At 39.8% G+C, this 21608-nt stretch carries 14 protein-coding genes; 6 read left to right on the top strand and 8 right to left on the bottom strand.

The genetic code is table 11. The annotated features are described in order from the left end of the window. Positions 1-28: 28 nt before the first annotated feature. The 4 genes from HG267_RS31165 to cas3 all read right to left on the bottom strand — a co-directional run bounded on the left by HG267_RS31165 (position 29) and on the right by cas3 (position 4160). Positions 29-1048, bottom strand: coding sequence for a YhcG family protein (locus HG267_RS31165; RefSeq protein WP_045870812.1), 1020 nt, complete (start codon positions 1046-1048; stop codon positions 29-31). Positions 1049-1080: 32 nt separating this feature from the next. Next, positions 1081-1284, bottom strand: a complete 204-nt coding sequence (locus HG267_RS31160) for a DUF433 domain-containing protein (protein ID WP_045870811.1) — start codon at positions 1282-1284, stop codon at positions 1081-1083. A gap of 214 nt (positions 1285-1498) precedes the next feature. Next, positions 1499-1702 (bottom strand): hypothetical protein, encoded by a 204-nt coding sequence (locus HG267_RS31155; protein ID WP_045870810.1) that lies wholly within the window; start codon positions 1700-1702, stop codon positions 1499-1501. Positions 1703-1982: 280 nt separating this feature from the next. Next, complete coding sequence (cas3, locus tag HG267_RS31150; protein ID WP_045870809.1) at positions 1983-4160, bottom strand: type I-D CRISPR-associated helicase Cas3'; 2178 nt, start codon at positions 4158-4160, stop codon at positions 1983-1985. Between the two features lie 99 nt (positions 4161-4259). Here cas3 and HG267_RS31145 point away from each other — a divergent pair, with 99 nt between their 5' ends. From HG267_RS31145 to HG267_RS31125, 5 genes are all read left to right on the top strand, one after another. Then, a complete protein-coding gene (locus HG267_RS31145; RefSeq protein ID WP_045870808.1) occupies positions 4260-5129 on the top strand; it encodes a helix-turn-helix transcriptional regulator in 870 nt (289 codons plus the stop codon). A gap of 1506 nt (positions 5130-6635) precedes the next feature. Next, entirely contained in the window at positions 6636-7472 is an 837-nt protein-coding gene (locus HG267_RS31140; protein WP_045870807.1) for an SDR family NAD(P)-dependent oxidoreductase, read from the top strand. 116 nt (positions 7473-7588) lie between these two features. Continuing rightward, positions 7589-8758 (top strand): hypothetical protein, encoded by a 1170-nt coding sequence (locus HG267_RS31135; protein ID WP_228045440.1) that lies wholly within the window; start codon positions 7589-7591, stop codon positions 8756-8758. Between the two features lie 1003 nt (positions 8759-9761). Next, positions 9762-12014, top strand: a complete 2253-nt coding sequence (locus HG267_RS31130) for a GAF domain-containing protein (protein WP_045870806.1) — start codon at positions 9762-9764, stop codon at positions 12012-12014. Between the two features lie 629 nt (positions 12015-12643). After that, positions 12644-13456, top strand: coding sequence for a hypothetical protein (locus tag HG267_RS31125; RefSeq protein WP_045870805.1), 813 nt, complete (start codon positions 12644-12646; stop codon positions 13454-13456). 431 nt (positions 13457-13887) lie between these two features. Here HG267_RS31125 and HG267_RS31120 read toward each other — a convergent pair whose 3' ends face one another. From HG267_RS31120 to HG267_RS31105, 4 genes are all read right to left on the bottom strand, one after another. Beyond that, complete coding sequence (locus HG267_RS31120) at positions 13888-15768, bottom strand: HlyD family efflux transporter periplasmic adaptor subunit (RefSeq protein ID WP_045870804.1); 1881 nt, start codon at positions 15766-15768, stop codon at positions 13888-13890. A 145-nt stretch (positions 15769-15913) separates the two neighbouring features. Next, positions 15914-18832, bottom strand: a complete 2919-nt coding sequence (locus tag HG267_RS31115) for a peptidase domain-containing ABC transporter (RefSeq protein WP_045870803.1) — start codon at positions 18830-18832, stop codon at positions 15914-15916. Positions 18833-18931: 99 nt separating this feature from the next. Further along, complete coding sequence (locus HG267_RS31110; protein WP_045870802.1) at positions 18932-19663, bottom strand: peptidylprolyl isomerase; 732 nt, start codon at positions 19661-19663, stop codon at positions 18932-18934. Between the two features lie 230 nt (positions 19664-19893). Continuing rightward, positions 19894-20199 carry a hypothetical protein gene (locus HG267_RS31105; protein ID WP_096621764.1) on the bottom strand — a complete coding sequence of 102 codons (306 nt, stop codon included), beginning with the start codon at positions 20197-20199 and terminating at the stop codon, positions 19894-19896. Between the two features lie 451 nt (positions 20200-20650). On the opposite strand from HG267_RS31105, the gene HG267_RS31100 reads away from it, so the two are divergent. Then, positions 20651-21568, top strand: coding sequence for a CAP domain-containing protein (locus HG267_RS31100; RefSeq protein ID WP_045870800.1), 918 nt, complete (start codon positions 20651-20653; stop codon positions 21566-21568). Positions 21569-21608 lie beyond the last annotated feature (40 nt).

Raw genomic sequence — 21608 nt, 5'->3', positions numbered from 1 at the left:
TCAACATTCATTTGCTCATTCTAAAACTTTATTCAAATCCTTCGAGTAATTTCGCAACTTGTTCAGGAGCCGGAAGCTGATTTTTTAATTCTTGAGGTAGTGTTGAAACTATTTGATATGTTCCTACACCAATTGGTTTATTAGATTCCTTCAGTGCATATTCAACAATCGTTCTCTGCTTAGATTTGCAAAGAATAATTCCAATGGAAGGATTTTCATCAGCTAGCCTTACTTTGTCATCTAAAACAGCTAGATAAAACTGCATTTTACCGACATATTCAGGTAAAAATTTACCTATTTTCAGTTCTATTGCTACCAAACACTTTAAACTGCGGTGATATAATAAGATATCTATAAAATATTCTTCATCATCAATTTCTAAGCGATATTGACTACCGATAAAAGCAAATATTCCACCCATTTCCTGTAAAAATGGTTCAACTCTTGTTAAAATTGCCTCCTCTAGCTGTCGTTCATTATGTTCATCTGCTAGTTCCAAAAATTCAAAAGTATATTCATCTTTAACTGCAAGTTTCAATTGATTGCGAATCTCTACTGAAACAGTCTGGTCAAAATTGGTTTGATTTAGCAGAGTTTTTTCATAAGTCTGATTCTCAATTTGGTGAATCAAAACATTCTTTGTCCAACCAAACTTACGAGTCATTTTGATATAAAATTCCCGTTCTTGGTTATCTTTACACCTTTCTAAAATGACTATATTGTGAGTCCATCCAATTTCTGCCACCATTGGTGGCAGAAATTCTTGAGAGTGATAAGTTAGGTAAAAATCTCGCATTCGCCAAATGTTGCGAGTAGAAAAACCACTAATACCAGGAAACTCTGTCTGTAAATCTTTTGCTAACTGTTCCACTACAGATTTACCCCAACTATCTCCCTGTTGTCGAGTAACAATCATCTGCCTAATATCCCAGTACAGCGCAATGAGTTCTTTATTAACTGCCTTTAGTGCTTCATACTGGGCAGAACGTATGCGTTGTTTTACTTCCACTAGTAGATTTCTGTAATCATCTGGAATTGGTTTACTCATAGTAGTAAATGTTCAACTTATTGATCGCGAACTCACTGACGTGCATATACTAAACAAGCTTGTATATCTTCTCGTTCTAACCAGGGATAAGCTTCTAGTAAGGTTTCGATAGTATCTCCTGCTGCAAGCATCCCTAAAATATGTTCAACTCCTAGACGGCGACCTCGAATAATAGGTTTACCGCCAAATATTTTGGGGTTGACTGTGATTCTTTCCAAAAGTTGTTGTTCGTTCATGATTACCCTACAAAAGAGAGGGAAGGATTAATTAAGGTTTACTGCTTGAGGTTTGCTCTATAGCTAAACTACTCATGCCAGCCGTCTGCTTATGTGCTTCTGGGAGCTGAGGTTGCCTATGCCTGAACTTAACGCCGCAAGTTTTTTATGAACTTCCCTCTTTTTTGAGCAAATTTTGAGTTATTTAAGCAAAACTAAAAAAATTAGATTTACTTTAGACTATTAGTAATCGGTATTTATGTTTTTGTCCGATTCCTGCCCAGTCTGTCTCAATCTTGTAACCCAGTGTACGAGCTTTTTTCACTGCATCTCCAAAACGATAACCAACTTTTACAGCTAGTTCATCACCTAGATGCCATGCACCATCTCGTAGAACTTCAATCAATAGTTCAACCTTTGTTTTTTTGTACCTTTTCATTTGTCTACTGTCTCTGACGACTGTATGATCAGACGCTACCCAAAACGATAACTAGTGTAAAGTCATTAAGTGCAGAGTTATTTAACAAGTTAAATATGTCAGAACTAGATGGCTATTATTACCTCCTCGATTTTTGGTAATCTAATATTTAGACGGAGACCCACTATAGAACAGTGAGGTAATTAATCCCTATTAGGGATTGAAATAAATACGTCTGAACTTACTGGCGTAAGTTTTTTCTCCGTCACATTGACCACAATCCCTATGAGGGATAGAAACCTCATGCAATCCATATCTCATCTCCTTTGCCTTTAAAGGTGTACGCCAGCGTATCTAGCAGTAGTGCAGAGTGACCAAACGCGATCGCATACGGTGTGTTAGCATCATGAACGCTGTACTGGTCGCTAATAGGGTAAATTTGAAAATGCATTGGTAGTCTTAGCCGCATTCGCACTTCTGCAACTGGACGGCGAAGCACATAACATACCAAACCCTGTGTTTTTAAGCGTTTGTTTATCTCCCTAATCCATTGGTTTTCTGGTTGCCAAACTTCTATACCTGTTAAAACTTGGACTTTCCAAGCGTCTGTTATTGGCTGTAAGTCGCCGGGGTAAGTAAATTTCCAGTTCAACCTTTCCTCACGGTAAGAACGCAGCTTGATAAATGCTAGACAGTGAGCAAATCTACCTTTAGCAATAGGTTGTCCGGTGCGTTGTGCGGTTTCTTTCAGTGTCCGTGTAAATCCTGCCTCAGTCCACATTTCAATGTCTAAGTTGCTCAAAATTCCGGGTAAGTCGTAGGTTTTAAACCTATCTACTTCGTTGGCTTCGGTTAAGTCATACAAACCACATTGCAAAGGACTAGAACCGCGAAAACTAGCAGCATCTTCAGCTATAGGATTTCCTGATTTTCCAGAGATTTCTTGCCATTCTTTAGCCCATCCTTTAATCCGTCCCGCCATAGATTTCAAACTGGTATTAAATACTTGCTCGCTGACTGTTTGAAATTTATCTCGGCTTTGGGCATACTGTTGTTGAATAGTGCGATCGCTTAATTGATACCATAACCAAAAAGACTGTACAGCACCCCAACGGCGATAATATCCCTGAAAATCATTAATTTGGCGATATTGCTCTTTAATAGTGTTTTGTAAAAACGGGCGATCGCAAATACAATTAACTGTTAAAGGTGGAGATTCTACCTGAAATAAACGCTCGACTAAAAAGTTAGGTACTAGCGCATAAGCTGTGAAATTTGCAAACTGAATTGTCTGCCCTTCTTTGTCATAGCCATCATGTCTGCCTAATCTACCTAAACGTTGAATAAAGTTACCTGCATCGGATGATTCAAAAATTAGAAAGTTAATTTTAAAATCAACGCCTACATCAATTGTACTTGTACCAATAACTAAGTCAGCAGCAAGACTTTGTTCTTTTACTGCTTTTCCAGAAAGTCCGGTATTTTCTCCTACTTTTAAACCATAAGGCTGTAAAATTTCTTGAAAAAATGGAGTTAGCCGCTTGACGGATGCAATGGAATTGAGAATAATTGCTCCTTTACTACCTGGATATTGCTGAAATTGATTGACAATTAAATCAGCATTTTCTTTTAACCAAGTTTCTGAAGATTTAAAAGCTGGTTCTAAGGGGATAAAATTTAAAGCGATTGGTCGTGCTACTTGCCGCCATCCCTGAGATTTTAATTGCTGTTCTTGTGCTTCAGTATCAGGGAATTGATATTTATTTTGTTCGTGAGGATTGATTTCTCGACAGCGAAAACCTGCTATTTCTAGTTTAGCGATTAAATTTTTATCTGGTGTGGCTGAAAGAAACAAGAATTTTTTACGGCGGTTTGTGCAGCGAATTAATAACATCGTATTAATAATGCTGGCAATCTGGGGAGCAGCAAATACATGAAATTCATCTACAATAAATAAGTCAAAATCTTTATCGATTCTGCCCCATAATTTATCTGGACTATCGCCACGAATAATATAAGCACCGCGATGTAAATAATGGAAAATATCAGGGTTAGTTAATAATGCTTCTCTTTGGCTGGTGAGAGTTGCGATCGCAGCACTTTTCTTTAAGCCTTCATTTTCGGCATATATTTCTAAATCAGCGCCACTGAGTCGCACTACACGGGGTTGATTTACAGGTTGAAATGCTGCAATATATCCTTGAATTTGTATTTCTTGATCGCGCGCTAGTTCATTAGTTGGGTAAAGTCCAATAGCGGAAGATTCACCCTGAAGCACTTCTAAATATGCAGCCAAGCTTTTACCATCGCCTGTCATGGCGGTGTTGAAGATTACATCAATATTTGGATCGCGTAAGGCTTCTAAAGTGGCTGCTTGATGCCAAGATAATGACCAATCTTGGGGTAATTGTACACCTTTGGGCGTGGGGACTGTTTGCGAATAAACAGATTTGAGATTAATTTTGTAACTTTCGGACATAAACTTAAATAGTGTCCGTAACAGGTTGTTAAAAACAATATTGGCACGCAAAATAGAAGTTGGCAAGAGACAATACGGACAAAATATACGGACAAATTTATGAGTAGAAAGGGTCAGTCTATAACTTTATCGATATCAGAACGAGATAAAGCCGAGTTAGAAAACTTAGCGCTGGAATTTGGGATGAAGTGGGGCGATCGCCCAAATATCTCTAAACTAATAGAAGCGATCGCTCGTCATCATTTAATTATTGGTAAAAATTACGACTGGTCAGAATCGCGCCTCCGTGCTGTTCACCGAGCAATGCTTGCATTAGCTGATGTTGGGCAAAATGAGCAAGCGCAACTAATAGCACAATTATTACTTGAGCGTAGCGAACTATCTATACCTCTGCGTAGCGAAATCGAAAACTTTTTAGGAAATTTACCACCAGCTTGGCGTTTAGAAATAGACCGTTACATTTTACGAGAGCAACCCTTTCAACTGAGTTATCAAGATGCGAGACAGCATATCTGGAATTTTACTGTCCGTTACGCCAAAGTTACGCCCCACGAAAAGCGTCAATATCTTGATTGCTGGTGTGAAGAGACTGAGGGTAACTTGGATGTAAAAGACTTACAGCATAATTGGAGTTTACGTTTAGACAGGATTCAAGATGCTGCTGTTTCACCGATTGTTGGTGAGTGGCGACGTTCTGGGTTAGCAGAGATAGAGGTAGAAATGCATCTTTTAGCTGGTTTAGCCTTCGCTTATCAAGCCAAACTCGAAGACAAAATCAATGAATGGCTACCAGATACAGCAAAAGTCAAACGTGTTGTTAGGCGTGTTTCTAATACTTTTTGGTTCATTCGGGAAGTCATGCAATATGCACCAGATTGTGTAATTGTTGCGCCAGAAAATGTGCGATCGCTGATTCAAAATAAAATTAAAACTCTATATCAAAATTATGGTTTAGATGCTTCTTCCTAAGAATTGGATGTATTTATAAAATTGTACTCTCATCAATTTATATTTTTAAATTATGCATTTTAATAGCTAGCAGTAAGCATATGAAATTTCGATTCATATTTGTATATAGCATTACTATTTAATTTATGAAGACCAAAGTACATTTTTACATTAGTACTATCCTGTTACCAGTTTCTGAAATTAAAAAATGATTTCCCAATTCTTGTACGGATTGTTGAATTTAAAATTTTAGCCGATAAAGCGCTAAATAGGCAACAAAAAAGTGTGAAATATACTGTTAAAAACTTACTAGGTTGACTTTAAAAGTAAGTATCGCAGGTTATGATTGTTTTTAGATATTTTGCATTCTTCCTTGTGCTATTAGTAGCATTATTATCATCCCTAAAACAAATGAGTCTTGCGCTAGATGAAGGCAATCTTGAACGCTTTACTTTGTGGACTAGTATAGCTTCTTTCATTGCAGGGTTACCAATTATGTTGTGGTAAATCTACGGAATTAATTGACTGTAGCAATATGGCTATTTATCAAGGTAATAAAAGGCAACAGGCAACAGGCAACAGGCAACAGGCAACAGGCAACAGGCAACAGTAAAACAAAGCCGCCCATGAGGGGCGAGGTTTTTACCCCCACTTTTTTTATAAATAAAATTTAAATTTAAAATTCCTTGGGAAGTATGACCAATACTTAAATATAGATGCGGTTCGGTAACTTTGATAAAGCTCTTAAAATTGCGTCGTACTTAATCGATTACCACTTCAGAATTTAACTTGATACTTTTAGTGTATTAGCATAAATTTTACTTAAGAGATTACATTTTGCTCTACGAATACATAAAGTTTATTTAGAGAATGACAGCATTTTTCAGCCTCCAAAACTCAATTTGGCAACAACTCTAACTATTAGGGTTGGGATTCCAACATCTGAAATTTTGGCTAATGCTGATAGTTTATTATCCAAAACTTAATTAGTTTAGGTGCAGTTACTTTTTTGGCGATCGCAGCTGCTTGGATAAGTGGAGATGTCTTTTGTCTAAAGCAAATACAATCTTTGATGCAAACAGCCAAGACCTTGGGTAGCAAGGACTGGCTGATATATCCAGGGAACTGGGTCAATTAGCACAAGCAATTAACGAAATGGCCGCAGCGCTAGAAGTCCGGGAGAAAGAAAATTATCTTGGAGTATATTAGATAATTTATTTTCTGGAAGTCCCTGAAGGCGTATCATCTTAATAAAAATTTTTAATATGCATTAAATTTTAAAATATAAATATTGTGTGCCTCTATCTGGCTACTTCTGTTTACCAAAACCACCTATAAATCTTTTTGTATAAAGACTGAATTTATATAAGTCTTAATTGAGCAAAAAAGATAATTGCTTATTTTAAATTATTACAATAATTGTCTTTGATTGAGTTAGTTGCTAATTTATATACAAATAAAATTTCAGGATAGGTACAGTACAATCTATCCCGAAATTTTAGTTTTTTAACTTAATTGAGATAAATTATGATATCAAAACTAGCAATAGTTACAGGTGGCACCCGTGGCATTGGTTGGGGAATATCGCAGCATTTGGCAAAAAATGGCTATGATTTGATACTTGGCTTTAATTCCAATGAAGAAGCGGCCTCAACTGCGAAAGCTAAACTGGAATTAAACTATGGCAGCAAAGTTTGCTTGATTAAAGGCGATGTAGCAGAAGAATCTACTATTGAAAAAATATTTCAATATGTAGAAAATGATTTTGGCGGGAAATTGACAGCATTAATTCATAATGCTGGTTTATATGTGGGAACAACCACATCTTCTCAATCTCAAAGAGCGATTTTAGCTACTAATGATTCAACTAGATTATTAGGTACTGGTAAGTGGAATAGTTTTGATAAGTACGACTACTATCAGAATGTCTATCCTAAATGCTTGATTAGATGTGTCGAAAAAGCTATCAATTATATGGAAGACAAAAACGGCTATATAGTAGCAATCTCTTCTCCAGGATGTAACAATACTCAAACGCCAAGATTAGACTATGTCATGCCAGGTCAAGCTAAAGCAGTTGTTGAGTTTTTAGTGAGAAACTATGCTAAAGCACTTGCGCCGAGACAAATCACAGTCAATGTAGTTATTCCTGGTTTTGTGAAAACTGACGCGTGGGAATTTGCCACTGCTGATAGAGGTGGAGTAGATGGCAATGCTATGAAAAATAGAATTGAAAATACACCCATGCAACGTTGGGCTTCTGTGGAGGAAATTGGTGCAGCCGTAGCTTTTTTATGCTCTCCCCAAGCTGCATTTATTACTGGAGTCGCATTACCTGTTGATGGTGGTTTACATCTAAGTTGAGAATTTTTTGGCGATCGCACCGCTTACAATCTGTACAGCCCAGAGGATAAATAATTGTTAAGCGATCGCGGTATAACGGTTCATGAGAGTGGAAAAAACAGAGATAATTTGCACTTATGGGTGCTAAACATATCTACTGCCGTTCAATTAAACCGTTAAGTGAGGATACGGAAGTTTTTATGCGAGTAAATGCTATGGCAATGACTCTAGTGATGTCATTAACTGCGATGCAGAGTGCCTACGCACAAAATACTGATGTCACAGGTGAGCCATTTATGAAAGCCGCTCTGACTGTGATGGCATTCGATTACTTTGCCACGGAATGCAAGCAAGGTAGTGGCTTCACGGCTAACGATGCTGCTAAAGTCGAAGCGTGGGAAACTACCAACGGTGTCGCTCAAATCCGCGCCCGCTTACCTGAACTCGAGCAGCACCCCACCCAAAAGCAACAACTCGATCAAGCTCTGTCTATCATTACCAAACAAATCACCAGTCAAAACGCCAATATCAATCCTTGCTCTGTGGCGCTTTCGGTGTCCCGAATGCCTGAGGCTCAATTTGCCAAAGTATCGCCACAACTGCTCTCGCCAGTAAGTAAACCACCCAAAACACCCAAAAAAGCAGAACAGCCTGCTGCCAAAAAACCAGAGCCTGTTACTTCCTCATCGGACAACGAACTTGTGAAGCAAATTGATAGCTTTGGTTTCAATTCACGTACAGTTATGGGTATTGGTGGCTTCTTAACTACTGATATCTATCCTGTTGTGCTGTTTCGCAACGGTGATGCCCTCACCAACGTCGAAGGGCTGTCCTTTAGCGGTGGGATTGCAGCTCACAAACGCGCCAAACCAGACGAATGGACACGTTGGCGCAGTCAGGGTGGCAAAATAGAACTGGCAAGTAAGGACGGTTGGGAAGCGTTACCTTTCTCGAAGACATATCCGAAATTGCCGAATAACTTTAAGCTCAACGGATTATTTCGCTCACTCTCTGGCACAGGTAACGTTGCGATTGGAGGTAGCCAGTCAGTTGTAGCTTGGCAGCAATATAGCTTTTCGCCCGATGGCCGAGTCATGCGTGGTCAAGGTGCTGGTGCTAGTAATGACTCTTTTGCTACCGGCAGCATAGCACCTAATGAGCGCGGTCGCTATCGCATTGAAGGGCTGATGCTATACATCAATTACGATGATGGCTCAAGCGAGCGTCGCATCTTAATTACCGATCCCAAAGATCCCAAAAGTGTCATCTGGCTTGATGGGGTTAGCTATGTACGCCGCCAAAAGTGACGTATTTAGTTTTTCAATTACACAATAGCGATCAGATTCGTTGGCTGTTGATTGTTAACTGTTGATGTCAACAGCCAATACAAATATTTTTCACCACTCATCCGATTTTAGGCATCTCCTGCCTACCTTATACCAATTCAAATCATGTTGGCGACACATTAATATATTCTAGTGGGCACGGCATTGCCCATTGGTGTCAACTTAAGCTAAAAGCTATATAGGGCAGGCGTTGTACAAAACTTTCGCCCTCATCCCCTAACCCCTTCTCCCCCAGGAGAAGGGGAATTAAATCTCTTGCTCCCCTCTCCCACCGGGAGAGGGGTTGGGGGTGAGGGCAAAAACCTTGCTACAAAGCTGGTTTCGCGTTAAGTTGACACCTATGGGCATTGCCGTGCCCCTACAATCTATCGCATTCTTTTTTCAAATTGGTATTAGCTTCCCTAAACAAGGATATTTTGTAAGTTATAAGTCCTTGAGACGATGCTAAATATCAGCTGAAGCAATTGCAAAGAGAACTCCACAGAATGATTGATCCAAAAGCTGTCATTGCGAGCGAAACGGAGTGTAGTGAAGCAATCCCAATATTTTGCGGTTGCTTCATTTCGCTTCCCTTCTCCTGACGGAGACGCTACGCGAACGGGACGCTACGCGAACGCTACATTCGCAATGACAATTGGGCATTTCTTTTTGTGGAGGTCTCAAATACAAAATATCCCTATTCATATTTCAGCCTTTGGAGACAGGAATATCTGCTACCATATTTCGATAATGGGTATAAATAAGTAGAATTGGCACAGTTTTTTACTTCATCAACCGCAACAATACTGAATGCAGGAAATGTTGTAGTAATGAGGTGATTAAAACTGATAAATTTTTATAATGTGCAAATAGTGTGCAAAATTACGCAAGGCAGCTAATCACAATCCAAAAGATTAGCAGGCTTTGTAGTAGCAAACATCAGGGTGTGTCTACGTACTTATACATTATACCTACGTAGAAATACATGACAGCAGTGACTGAGTACTCACAGGAATTCGCAGCAGGGACAGGCGAAGAAGGATTACTATATCGTATAACCGCTAGGATTAGGCAATCACTGGAACTTAAAGAGATATTAACTACCAGTGTTGCAGAAATTCGTTCCTTTCTGGGCACAGATCGGGTAATGGTGTATAGATTTGATAGCGACGGTAGTGGTGAAGTGGTTGCTGAATCTATACATCAACAGCGTCTACCATCACTGTTAGGTTTGCATTTCCCCGCAGGGGACATTCCCCAAGAAGCGCGTGATATGTTTCTCAGAGCGCGACAACGTTCAATTGTGAATGTAGCCAATGGACGAATTGGGCTATCGCCGCTAGATAGTCCCGATACTGGTAAATCCTTGAGTAGTGAAAATATTTATTATCGAGCAGTAGACTCTTGCCATATTCAATATTTAACAGCAATGGGTGTGCAGTCTTCCCTAGTGGTGCCAATTTTACATCACGATCCCCAAGAGCAAACAGCAAGACCTCGCCTGTGGGGATTGTTGGTATCGCACCACAGTACACCGCGAACAGATGTGAAGCAAGAACTACAAATAGTACAGCAAGCTGCCGATCAAATATCAGTAGCGATCGCTCACAGTACCCTACTCAGTCAAGCGCGTGCTGAACAACAGCGAGAAGCTGTGATTAATAAAATTACCAATCTCTTACATTCTCAATCCAACATTCAATTACAAACTGCGCTAGAAGCAACGATTAATACCTTGGGTGGGGTAGGTGGCAGACTTTATATCGAGTCAACTAAAGAGTCTTACACCATCGGTGAACAACCGTCACTGCCAAATGAATCAGCCGTTATTGTCATGGAAGAACACTCTTTATGGCAAGATTGGATGAATGAGAGCAAAACAGGTAATATTTGGGCAATTACTGATTTATATAAAGAGCCACATTGGGAAGAGTTAGCTCCTGCGTTCCAATCTACTCAAATTAGGGGTATGTTATTAATTCCCCTAAATTACCGTCAAAATTTTCTTGGAGTTTTAAGCGTTTTCCGCAAGGAAGTTGAAATAGAAATTATGTGGGCGGGACACCGCGACACTAATGAGCAGCAAAAGCTACCCCAACTTTCATTTGCAGCTTGGTTAGAGCAAAGAAAAGGACAAGCACCCCAATGGAAGCCAGAAGAAATTACTTTAGCGCAAGCTTTAGCCGATCAATTTGCGATCGCCATTCAACAACAGCAAATGTACCAACAGGTACAAGCTATTAATGAAAATCTAGAAAGTTTAGTAGCAGAACGCACCGCCCAACTGCAAAAATCTTTAGAACTGACTAGGGTAGTTAAGCAAGTTGCCAATCAAATACGTAGTAATTTGGACTACAAACTTACCTTGCAAACTATTGTGCGGGAAGTGCGGAAGCTGCTGAAAACAGACAGGGTATTAATTTACAAGATTCTCGAGAAATTAGAAGGTGAAGTAGTTGTTGAAGATACAGACAATAACTTGCGTTCTATTTTGGGGATGAAAACCCCATTAGAATGCTTCCCTGAAGACTATGCTCGTCTTTACGTCAGGGGAAGAGTTAGAGCAATCAACAATGTAGCTTCCGAAGATTTGAATCCTTGTCATCGAGAATTTTTACAGAGCCTGCAGATTAAAGCAAATCTGATTGTACCAATCACGATGAGTAACCAATTATGGGGGTTAATTATTGCCCATGAATGTTTTGCTCCCAGAAATTGGCAAGATGAAGAAATGGATTTAATGCAACATCTTGCAGATGAAGCAGTACTCGCTATTCAACAAGCACAATTATATGAAAGCAGTCGCACAGCAGAAGCTGCTGCGAAAGCCCAAGCCGAAGAGTTAGTACAAGCCCTACAGCAAATCCAACAAACACAAGCACAACTAATTAAAAGCGAAAAAATGTCTAGCTTAGGGCTATGGGCATTAGGTGTAGCACAAGAAATTAGAAACCCCGTTAATTTCATTTATGCTCAACTTTCTGATCTCAGTGACTACACTCATCAACTGCTAGAACTGATACGTCTTTACCAGTTGTATTACCCTCACCCTACTGGGGAAATTTGTTATCAAACAGAAACAATCAATTTGGATTTTCTGACTAATCACCTACCTAAAATCCTGTTATCAATGAAGCTACAAGCTGAACGTATTAACTCCATGATGTTATCTCTACGCAATTTTTCTTACTCAGATTTGTCATCAATGAAAAGTGTAAATCAGCATGAAAATATGTAAGATTATTTGATTCAGTTAACCCACATCTATTTTGCATTGATCAAATATTTAAAAATATTTTGTAGTGGAAATATTAAGTGGGAAATGATGCAACTTAAATGTGAATTCTTTGATAATATCGTGCAATATCAGCAAGCTGAACGCGCCATAAATTTAACAATTTGAAGTGGTTAGGGATGCACGGGATAAAAATTTTTATTCTCCCTGGTATCCCTATATTATTATTAAATAAGCAATGTCTATAACCCACATTCCGCAAGACCCGAGAATTCATTTTCCGGCTAATAGCTCAAGTCTACTGAAGTAGACTCAAAATTTTGGAAATACAGCAGATTGCAAGTTGGTGAGGTACAATTATCTCTACCTCATTTACCCAAAGCTGTATGTAGAGACACAGCATTGCTATGTCCTCAAAATGTAGTTCAAAATATTCCAAGAAGTCTCTGTTAAGCTAATGCGCGTCTAAATTGCATAACTACTAATCAAGACTGTTGACCGTTGACTGTCAACCGTCAACAGTTAACAGCCCTCACGATTGATTGTGCAACTTAAAAGCAGAATAGCGTACTTTTTTCCGTTCCCTGCTCAAAGGGCATGGTAATCTCAATTACAGGACTCAACAAGTTAACATGACCGCAGCCAGCTATCCACCTCCTGTAGATCGCCTTTTGAGCTATGGTGATTGTCGCAACTACAAAGAATGGCCAAATTATGTAGCAGAACTTGGTCTTAAACCTGAGCATATACCCGATTTAATTCGGATGCTCACTGATCAAGAACTCATATGGGCTGATTCTGATAGTGATGAGGTTTGGTCTACAATTCATGCTTGGCGATCGCTAGGACAATTAAAAGCAGAAGATGCGATCGCACCACTGTTAACTCTGTTTGAAGAACTAGAAGATCTTGACTGGGTTAGCACTGAAATGCCACGAGTATTTCAAATGATTGGCCCGGTGTCAATTCCCGCACTGAGTGCTTATCTGGCTGACGATCAATATCATATCTATGCTCGCACTACAGCAGCAGATTGTATTAGTCAAATCGGCCAGCACTACCCAGAAGCAAGAACTGAGTGTGTTAACGTTATTACCCAACAACTAGCGCTATTTGCTAGCAATCATGCGGAATTTAATGCCTTTCTCGTTTCTAACTTAATTAGTTTAGAGGCTGTCGAGTCTGCGGATGTAATTGAGCAAGCTTTTGCGGCTAATTGTGTAGTTCCTTTTATTGCGGGTGACTGGGGTGAAGTACAAGTTGCAATGGGGCTGAAAACCCGTGCAGAAATCCCAGAACGCAGGTTCACTCCGCGAGAGGTGATGGATTATTTTGCTTCTGTTGATGGATCTGTGGATGATTCTAAAAATTCCCGTGGTTTTGCACCAGTAGCTAAACCTGCAAAGAAGAAGTCAGGTAAAACTTCTCGCAAGAAAAAGAAATAATTCATAATACTTTTACCATTTGTGCTGCAATTTGTAGAACACACAAGTGATTAGTAATTGAGACGTATAGCTCACAAAATATTTATGTTTAAAAACTTTTTTGGAGTTATATCTATTATCTAAATAAGTACAAATTTTATGTAGTAGCGTGGCAAGGCTAAAATAGTGCATTAGATTGGAAAAATTAACCGCAGATGAACGCAGATAAACGCGGATAAAATTGATTTTTAATGCAACATTTAAGGCTTGCCACGCCACTACTGGCGTGTCTAGACTAAAGTAGTGCATTAGATGGGAAAAAATTAACCGCAGATAAACGCTGATAAAATTAATCTCTAGAGCAACATTTAAGCCTAGACACGCTAATACATAAATTTCAAAAATCAAATAAGAGTCCTTTGATTAATAAATCAATTGTCTCGCATCAACCGCTAACGAGTATATTTCAAACTTTCTACTTTGCCTAAAAACTTATCTGTGAAAATGCTCATAACGGTGCGCTTGCGAATATTCACATTTGCACTCAAAGACATACCAGATTGTAAAGGTACTTCTGTACCATTGATATTGATAGATTGTTTATCTAAACGAATTTCCGCCGCAAAACGATAGTAAGGATGGGTTTGATCGGGTGGTAATGCATCGGAACCTACGCGCACTAATTGCCCTTTAATGTCACTGAATTCGGTGTATGGAAAGGAATCAATTCTGACATCAACAGGCATTCCAGGTTTGATAAAACCAATATCGTTGTTAGTAATAAAAACTTGCGCTACCAGGTTTTCTGGCGGCACAATTTTGAGAATCGATTCACTGCTGTTATAAACATAGCCAGAACTACGCGGCTTGAGGTCAAACACAATACCATCATTGGCAGCTCGCAGTTCTTGGTATTTCATATTTACCTCGAGTTCCCGAATTTCGCTGTTAAGTTCTTGGATTTTTTTGTTGTTTTCAACAATGACTTTGGTAAGTTGACTATCAATATCAGCGATGCGCTTTTCGTTATCGGCTATTTTGCTGAGTAAATCTTCTTGGGAAAGAGCGATCGCATTTTCTAGTTTCCTTTGTCCTTGGGCGATCGCTAATTTTAGCCGTTCTACTTCCTGTTCGAGGCGGTTGACTTCTGCACGGCTAGCTTCTGCGGCTTGTTGTTTTTCTAGGTAAGGTAAACGAGCAAATGCGCCTTTATCTACGAGGCTTTCTAAATTGTTAGCAATTTCTAGATTTGTGGACAGAGTACTTCTAGCGTTAATTAGTTGCACTTGCGCTTGATTTAACTGCCGAGTTAACTGTTCTCTATCCAAGCGCACCGAGTCAATGCGGGTTTCTTTTTCTAATTGTCTAGTTAGTAGGCGCTGTCTCATCTGTGGGTTTAAGTCCCGTACTCCTAAACCTTGGTTTAATTCTGCACGGAAAAGTTGATTTTCTTTGACTAACGCGGCACGGTTTTCGGTGAGTGCTGCTAATTCTGGAACTTCCTGCAAATCTTGCCAACTAGCATTAGCCGTGAGCGATCGCATTTGCGTCTGATAATATTTATTTTCTGCCAACAAACTGGCTCGGACTGCTTGCAGAGAAGCTAATTTCGCCTTACTAGCGGTGCGATCAAAACTTACTAATAGGTCACCTTTTTTGACTCTTTGCCCTTCTTGGACGTGAATCTGATCAATTACACCGCCTACTGGTGCTTGAATTTCTTTGACAAATCCTTTGGGTTCGAGTTTACCTTGCACTGGTACAGATTCGTCAATTTTGGCAGTAGCAGACCAAACCACGGCAAAACTTGTAACTCCAACTATGCTCCAGACTATCGCATGAGACCAAGCACGAGATTGTTTTAAAATGACAGGCTGATCGAATTCCTTTTTCTTTTCCTGCCAAGGAACATCCGAACTAAAAATACCTGTATCACCTTGTAAAAGCAGCTGCCATTGACGTTGAGCATCGGGAAAACGTTTCCAGATAATTAATATGCTGCCAACAATGAGCATGAAGAAAAAACCACCCATCGGTAACAGCAAATCTATTTGTAGAGGCCGAACTTCTGCAATTTGATTGAGATGATTGTATTTATTTGTGGGATTAACGAATTTTTCTGTTTGCGTTTGCGCTACGGAAGTTTGTTGATTATTCTCTTGAATTGGAGGTGAAAACGCTACCTCCATGCTTTCTGGTTGGCTAACGCAAGCACTCGTATTAGATGGTGGGGGAGTGGTTTCTTCAGCACGAATTTCTTGGCAATGATTAGCAGGTGTTTGCGAAACATTTGAACATTGTGTGCAAGCTAACAGCAAAGATAAATCTGGCATAGTTCTGCTTGGTTGTTTTCTTGGTCAAGGCTTTAAGGGTTAAGATTCGAGGGGACAGAATCAAAAGTCAAGGCTCAAAAGTGGTTGTTTATGTCACCTTTACTGCTGCATCTGTTGAATTCTCAGTCCCATTCTTCAATACCCTCTATAATTGCGATTCTTGTTGTTGAAATAGACAGTAATAACGTCCTTTCATAGCCATGAGTTCGGTATGTGTTCCTTGCTCTGCAATTACACCCTGATCCATGATGATGATTGTGTCGGCATTTTTGACGGTGTTCAGACGGTGAGTAATAAATAAAACGGTACGGTCTTGAAAGAACTCCATCAAATTACGACATACTTGTTGCTCAGATTCGTAATCTAAAGCACTAGTAGCTTCATCGAGAATTAATAATCTCGGATTTTGTAACACAGTGCGAGCGATCGCAATTCGTTGGCGTTGTCCCCCAGAAAGGGCGGAACCTCTTTCGCCAACTTGTGTGTTGTAGCCGTTAGGTAGTGCCATGATAAAATCGTGGGCGGCTGCGGCTTTGGCAGCAGCAATGATTTCTTCGGTAGTTGCGTCTGGTCGAATGAGTGCGATATTTTCTTGGATTGTTCCTTCAAATAATAAAGTATCTTGTAGCACTATCCCAATTTGACGACGCAAAGAATTTAACTCTACTTTCCTTATATCATAGCCATCGATTTGAATTTGCCCTGCTACTGGTTCGTAGAGACGGGGTAATAATTTTGTCAAAGTACTTTTACCAGAGCCACTTTGACCAACTATACCAACGAAGGTTCCAGGGGCAATTTCCAAATTAATATTGATTAGTTTTAAGCTATCTTCTGGGTTAAAACCAAAGGAAACTCCTATGTATTTAATAGCACCTGCAATATCTGGGAGTTGAATATTGTTGCGATCGCTGGCATTAACTTCTGGCGCTGTATCTAAAATATCACCGAGGCGTTCTATGGATAATGCGACTTCTTGGAAGCTTTGTGAGAGTTGAATTAAACGCAGCAGTGGACTGGTAACATAACCAGCAATAATTCGGAAGGCAATTAACTGTCCTAAACTCAGTTGATTGGAAATCACTAAATGCGCGCCTACCCACAAGAGGACAAAGCTAGAAAATTGATTTAAAAATCCACTAATAGAATTGGCGGTACTAGAAGTAAGGACATTCTTAAACCCAGCGCTAATATAACGCGTATAGCGATCGCGCCATTGCCAACGAGATTTTAATTCAATATTTTGGGCTTTGACTGTTTGAATGCCGGTGAGAATCTCCACTAAATAGGATTGCGTGTCAGCGTAGCGTTCGGCTTTTTTGCGTAATTGTTGCTGCACAATCGGCACCACAAAAGTTGTGAGGATGGCAAACAATGGTACAGTTGCCAAAGCTACGAGGGTTAAAACCCAACTATAAAACAACATGATGCCGATATAAATCACGGAAAATACGGCATCTAAAACTACAGTTAATGCTGTCCCTGTGAGAAATTGCCTAATATTTTCTAGTTCATTAATTCTCCCGGCTAATTCTCCGACGCGGCGACGCTCAAAATAATTCAGGGGTAATCTTAACAGATGCTCAATTACTTCTGAACCCAAACGAATATCGATGCGGTTAGTAGTATCGGCAAATAAATAAATCCGCAAACTCGTTAACGCCGCTTCAAATACGCCAATTACTAACAAGAAAATCCCTAAAATATCCAGAGTATCGAGGCTTTTTTGAATTAATACAGTGTCGATAATGATTTGGGTAATAATTGGGTTAGCCAAACCAAATATTTGTACAAAAAAAGAAGCCACCAAGACTTCCATCAACACCAAACGGAATTTATAGATGGAAGGTAGGAACCACCTTAAACTAAATTTTTCTGGGCGATCGCCATCTGCCTGTTCTACTGTTAATACTGGCCCGGATTGTCCCCAAATATTGGCAAACTCTGCGGGTGTATATCTGGCTATCCCGCTTTCTGGTGCGGCTACGATGATTTCCCGTTCGGTAATTTTGTACAGCAAAGCCAGATTTTCTTGGAAGTAAATCAGCGCTGGCGCATTTAAGCGATTAATTACATGAGATGGAACGTTAACTAATTGGGCTTGCAAACCCATCATTTCCACCACTGCGCCAGCTACTGGGAGAGTAATTTGCTTGTGGGTTTTGAGTTGGTTCGTTAGAACTTTGCGGATTAAATCACGGCGGAAAGAACCCCCCAATATCTGATTCAACATCTGGAAACAAGCCAAAGGCGCGTCAATAGGCCCTTTTCCCGATACCAAGATAGTTTGCGCTGGCGCAAGATTTTCGCTGTATGGATCTGGTGGATATTCTGGTGCTGGCGCAATTTTTAACTCGGAAGTCTCTTCCTGAGGCGCATCCCAGGGAATACCCAATATGCGAACCTCTGTAGTACTTTGCCAATGTCTACCCTCGCGTGGCAATAAGCGAAAGCCGACACTCATATGATCAATAATGCCAGCGCTGAGTATCCACAAGTGGTCTTTATCAAATTGCAGAGAATTGATTTTTCCTGGTAGTAAATTCACCACCAACGTATCTTGCCAAAGTTGGCGCGCTAAATCTTTGGCATTAAAGCTGGTATCTGGATGACGCTGGAGTTCCTGATTTACCAGTTCAAAAACTTCAATAATGTGGGAATGCGATCGCACTGCTTGGGCAAACTCTGGTTCTTGTTCCATTAATTGCATGAATTCCAGAGAATCCAGCGTCACAGCGATCAGTTCGGACGAGGCCATAACAGCCTCGCAACTTATGCCTCGTACCAATCCCAACCAACCCAGAAACTCTCCTCTTTCAACCACCGTCAAACTACTGGGAGAGTTAGTTTGTAAATCGTGACCTAATACCCGCGCTTGTCCTTGATAAATTATCATCACTTGCGCTGGCATTCTTTCCCTAACTAACATCCACTGTCCGGTACGATATTGCAACAGTTGGCATTTAGCTGCAACGCTTTCTAAAGTTGTTGATGAAAGTTGAGTAAATGGCGGAGTTACAGCGAGAAATTCAACTATTTCATTTTCAGTAATACCTGGCTTCATCCCATCTGATACTCCACGCAATGGTTGACAGCTTGTCTAAAAATTTTGCATCAAAATCCAAAATCTAAAATCCAAAATCTAAAATCCAAAATCCAAAATCTAAAATCTAAAATTCTCTAATTCGGTTTTGATTTGTGTTTGTATCCAAGCTTCAAAGAGTTCATCTAGTAAATGCTGCTGCATCGCTTCATCTAACTGTGCAGGCAGAAATTGTTCTAAGCGAATAATTACATACCAATCAGCGATTAACTGAGGCTTCCAAAGTTGACCAGGTTGACTGGCAAAAAGAATCTTTTGAATTACGGGATGCGGTTGAGATAAAGGAACTGGCCCAACCACCCCTCCTGTTTGGGCTTCAGAACCTTGGGAATACTGTTGAGCAATAGTTGCAAAAGAATTCTCTTCTTCCGCAATGCGAAAATATAGCTCTTGGGCTAAACCCTCATCTTGGGTGCGAATCATGGAATAGACAACTTGGTCTAAATCTGATTTACGTTGCAGAAAATAAGACTCAAGTTTGTTTCCCCACATCTGCAATTGAAATTTGCGGATTAATATGGGACGAATTGCTACCTCATACATGATTGCTTCCGTTAGCTGATTTTTTTGCAACCATGCGGCTTGTTCCTCCAAAGAGGTGAGTTGGTAGCGTTGACGGAAATGTGCGATCGCCGAGAGTGTTTCTGCTTCTGTGCAGTTAAAGGGTGCGATCGCTTCGTCAATCAGTTTGGCACGTAGTACCTGCGGTAATAGTTGGTAACGATTCAGCAAAGACAGCAATTTTTCTGCCTGAAGAATTTCGTTCCCCGCTTGTAATGTTGGTGTTGTCATAATTTCTGACTAGCACTTTGGCATTCTAAGGTTTGGGCAGAAAACTGTACATCCCTACGCTGTTAGCGTATCTAAAACTACTAAGAGTCCTTAAACCCATCTCTTGTTCTGTTCAGGAATTTTTCATTACATCCGGATTTTTTTCAAGAAGCCTTTGTAAATTTTTTTAGTCTGAATTTATGATGGCTTCTTGAAAGCTTTAAATTATATACGCTTTTTAGAGTAATTTATTACAGCTTTACTGGGCTATACTGATTTTTTATAAAAATTTTAGTTAATTTAGCTACTAAGTATTTAATAAAAATCTCTCTGTATAGCTCATCAATAAACGCGCTAATGCTTGCAAAAATAAAATTTTGTATAAAAACTAGAAACAAAACAAATGTATAAATTATTTTTTTACTACCATGTGACGGTTTATCGACCGTCACAAAGCCAGTGTCAAAAAAGCTACGGTATCTTTTATCCTGAGGTGAAGTGACTGATGTATTACTACTTACATCTTTTCCTCTACCAACTACGGTGTCTGAATCCATCTGCCAGAACTCATACCAATTCTCTAAAATTCGGCAACACATACACCCAAACTTTCAAATCCAGAATCGGCCGAATTTTCACAAATTACCAATTGGTATCAGGCATATTTACAACACCCCTAACAGAGGAAGTCGCTGGAGAGGAAAGCCTCTCTAACAATTAGCTTAAATCTACCCAATACAAGACTTTGCAGTTTTACGCAAGCTTGTGACAGTTTTGCTTTTACACCCCTTCCAATACTTGTTGGTTAAGGGGAAAAAGGAGAATGGTTCAAGGGAAAGAAACAACCTTTCACCCTTAACCTTTAACCTTTTCCCCAACACCAATTTTGAGTTCAAAACGCTTAATTGAGTAGTATTGACACCTCTTCAGGTTTGCTTCTACCAAAAATTGCAGGCAAACTCATCTCCTGCTGAATTCATGTGAACAAATCTTTATGAGGATAGATTCATGGCAACAACAACTAGCCCAACATTTGAACAAAGAGTTTTAGAACTGACCAATGTAGAACGCATCAAGAGTGGTTTGAAACCTCTGCAAGGCAATGCAGAACTTAACTATGCTGCCGATCAATATGCAGAATCGATGGCAAAGAACAATTTCTTTAGTCATACCGGGCTAGATGGTTCGCAAGCCTGGGATAGAGCCAAAAAAGTTGGCTTTGAAGCCCAAACAATGGGAGAGAATATAGCCAAAGGACAAAGAACACCAGAAGAAGTTGTAGCAGCTTGGATGAAAAGTCCGGGACACCGAGCAAATATTCTTAATCCCAGCTTTACTCAACTCGGTGTTGGTTTTCAAGACAACTATTGGGTGCAAAACTTTGGTAGCAATGATCGAAACCCTGCAAGTTATATTCCAGGTTCAGGTTCTCAAGCAAATCCTACACCAACACCCACTCCCACACCAACCCCAACACCTACCATCGGTAAAGAAATCAAGGGTGGAGACAGTAACGATGTCTTAAATGGTACTGCAGCTAATGATGTGATTTGGGGTGGTAAAGGTAACGATACCCTAAATGGCGGTAACGGTAGCGATCGCTTAATTGGTGGAATCGGCAGAGATAAATTAACTGGTGGTACTGGTGGCGATACCTTTGTTTATCAAAGTCTGCAAGACAGAGGAGACACCATTACTGATTTTTCTGTTAGCGAAGATAAAATAGACCTGCGCCAAATTTTCAGCGGTCAAGCTTACAACAGCAGCAATAAATTCAGTGATTTCATCAAATTCCAACAATATGGATCTAATACTATTGTTGGCATTGACGTAGATGGAAACACAAAACCTGGCGGGTTTCAGGGCTTTGTTCTCTTAGAAAAAGTCAACGCCTCTAATTTAACCGCTAAGAACTTTATCGTCTAATTCTTCAAGTTCCTCCGCTCCACTTTGCAGAACAGGGCGC

It is taken from the genome of Tolypothrix sp. PCC 7601 (genome assembly GCF_025677855.1).
GTDB classification, from domain to species: domain Bacteria; phylum Cyanobacteriota; class Cyanobacteriia; order Cyanobacteriales; family Nostocaceae; genus Aulosira; species Aulosira diplosiphon.
The sequence above is the reverse complement of the archived record's forward strand: the minus strand, read 5'-3'. Positions and strand labels throughout refer to the sequence as shown.

What these genes read in the sequence shown, in the direction of transcription:
- HG267_RS31165 (WP_045870812.1), bottom strand. Translation starts at nt 1,048, where the DNA reads ATGAGTAAACCAATTCCAGATGATTACAGAAATCTACTAGTGGAAGTA.
- HG267_RS31160 (WP_045870811.1), bottom strand. Translation starts at nt 1,284, where the DNA reads ATGAACGAACAACAACTTTTGGAAAGAATCACAGTCAACCCCAAAATA.
- HG267_RS31155 (WP_045870810.1), bottom strand. Translation starts at nt 1,702, where the DNA reads ATGAAAAGGTACAAAAAAACAAAGGTTGAACTATTGATTGAAGTTCTA.
- cas3 (WP_045870809.1), bottom strand. Translation starts at nt 4,160, where the DNA reads ATGTCCGAAAGTTACAAAATTAATCTCAAATCTGTTTATTCGCAAACA.
- HG267_RS31145 (WP_045870808.1), top strand. Translation starts at nt 4,260, where the DNA reads ATGAGTAGAAAGGGTCAGTCTATAACTTTATCGATATCAGAACGAGAT.
- HG267_RS31140 (WP_045870807.1), top strand. Translation starts at nt 6,636, where the DNA reads ATGATATCAAAACTAGCAATAGTTACAGGTGGCACCCGTGGCATTGGT.
- HG267_RS31135 (WP_228045440.1), top strand. Translation starts at nt 7,589, where the DNA reads ATGGGTGCTAAACATATCTACTGCCGTTCAATTAAACCGTTAAGTGAG.
- HG267_RS31130 (WP_045870806.1), top strand. Translation starts at nt 9,762, where the DNA reads ATGACAGCAGTGACTGAGTACTCACAGGAATTCGCAGCAGGGACAGGC.
- HG267_RS31125 (WP_045870805.1), top strand. Translation starts at nt 12,644, where the DNA reads ATGACCGCAGCCAGCTATCCACCTCCTGTAGATCGCCTTTTGAGCTAT.
- HG267_RS31120 (WP_045870804.1), bottom strand. Translation starts at nt 15,768, where the DNA reads ATGCCAGATTTATCTTTGCTGTTAGCTTGCACACAATGTTCAAATGTT.
- HG267_RS31115 (WP_045870803.1), bottom strand. Translation starts at nt 18,832, where the DNA reads ATGAAGCCAGGTATTACTGAAAATGAAATAGTTGAATTTCTCGCTGTA.
- HG267_RS31110 (WP_045870802.1), bottom strand. Translation starts at nt 19,663, where the DNA reads ATGACAACACCAACATTACAAGCGGGGAACGAAATTCTTCAGGCAGAA.
- HG267_RS31105 (WP_096621764.1), bottom strand. Translation starts at nt 20,199, where the DNA reads ATGGATTCAGACACCGTAGTTGGTAGAGGAAAAGATGTAAGTAGTAAT.
- HG267_RS31100 (WP_045870800.1), top strand. Translation starts at nt 20,651, where the DNA reads ATGGCAACAACAACTAGCCCAACATTTGAACAAAGAGTTTTAGAACTG.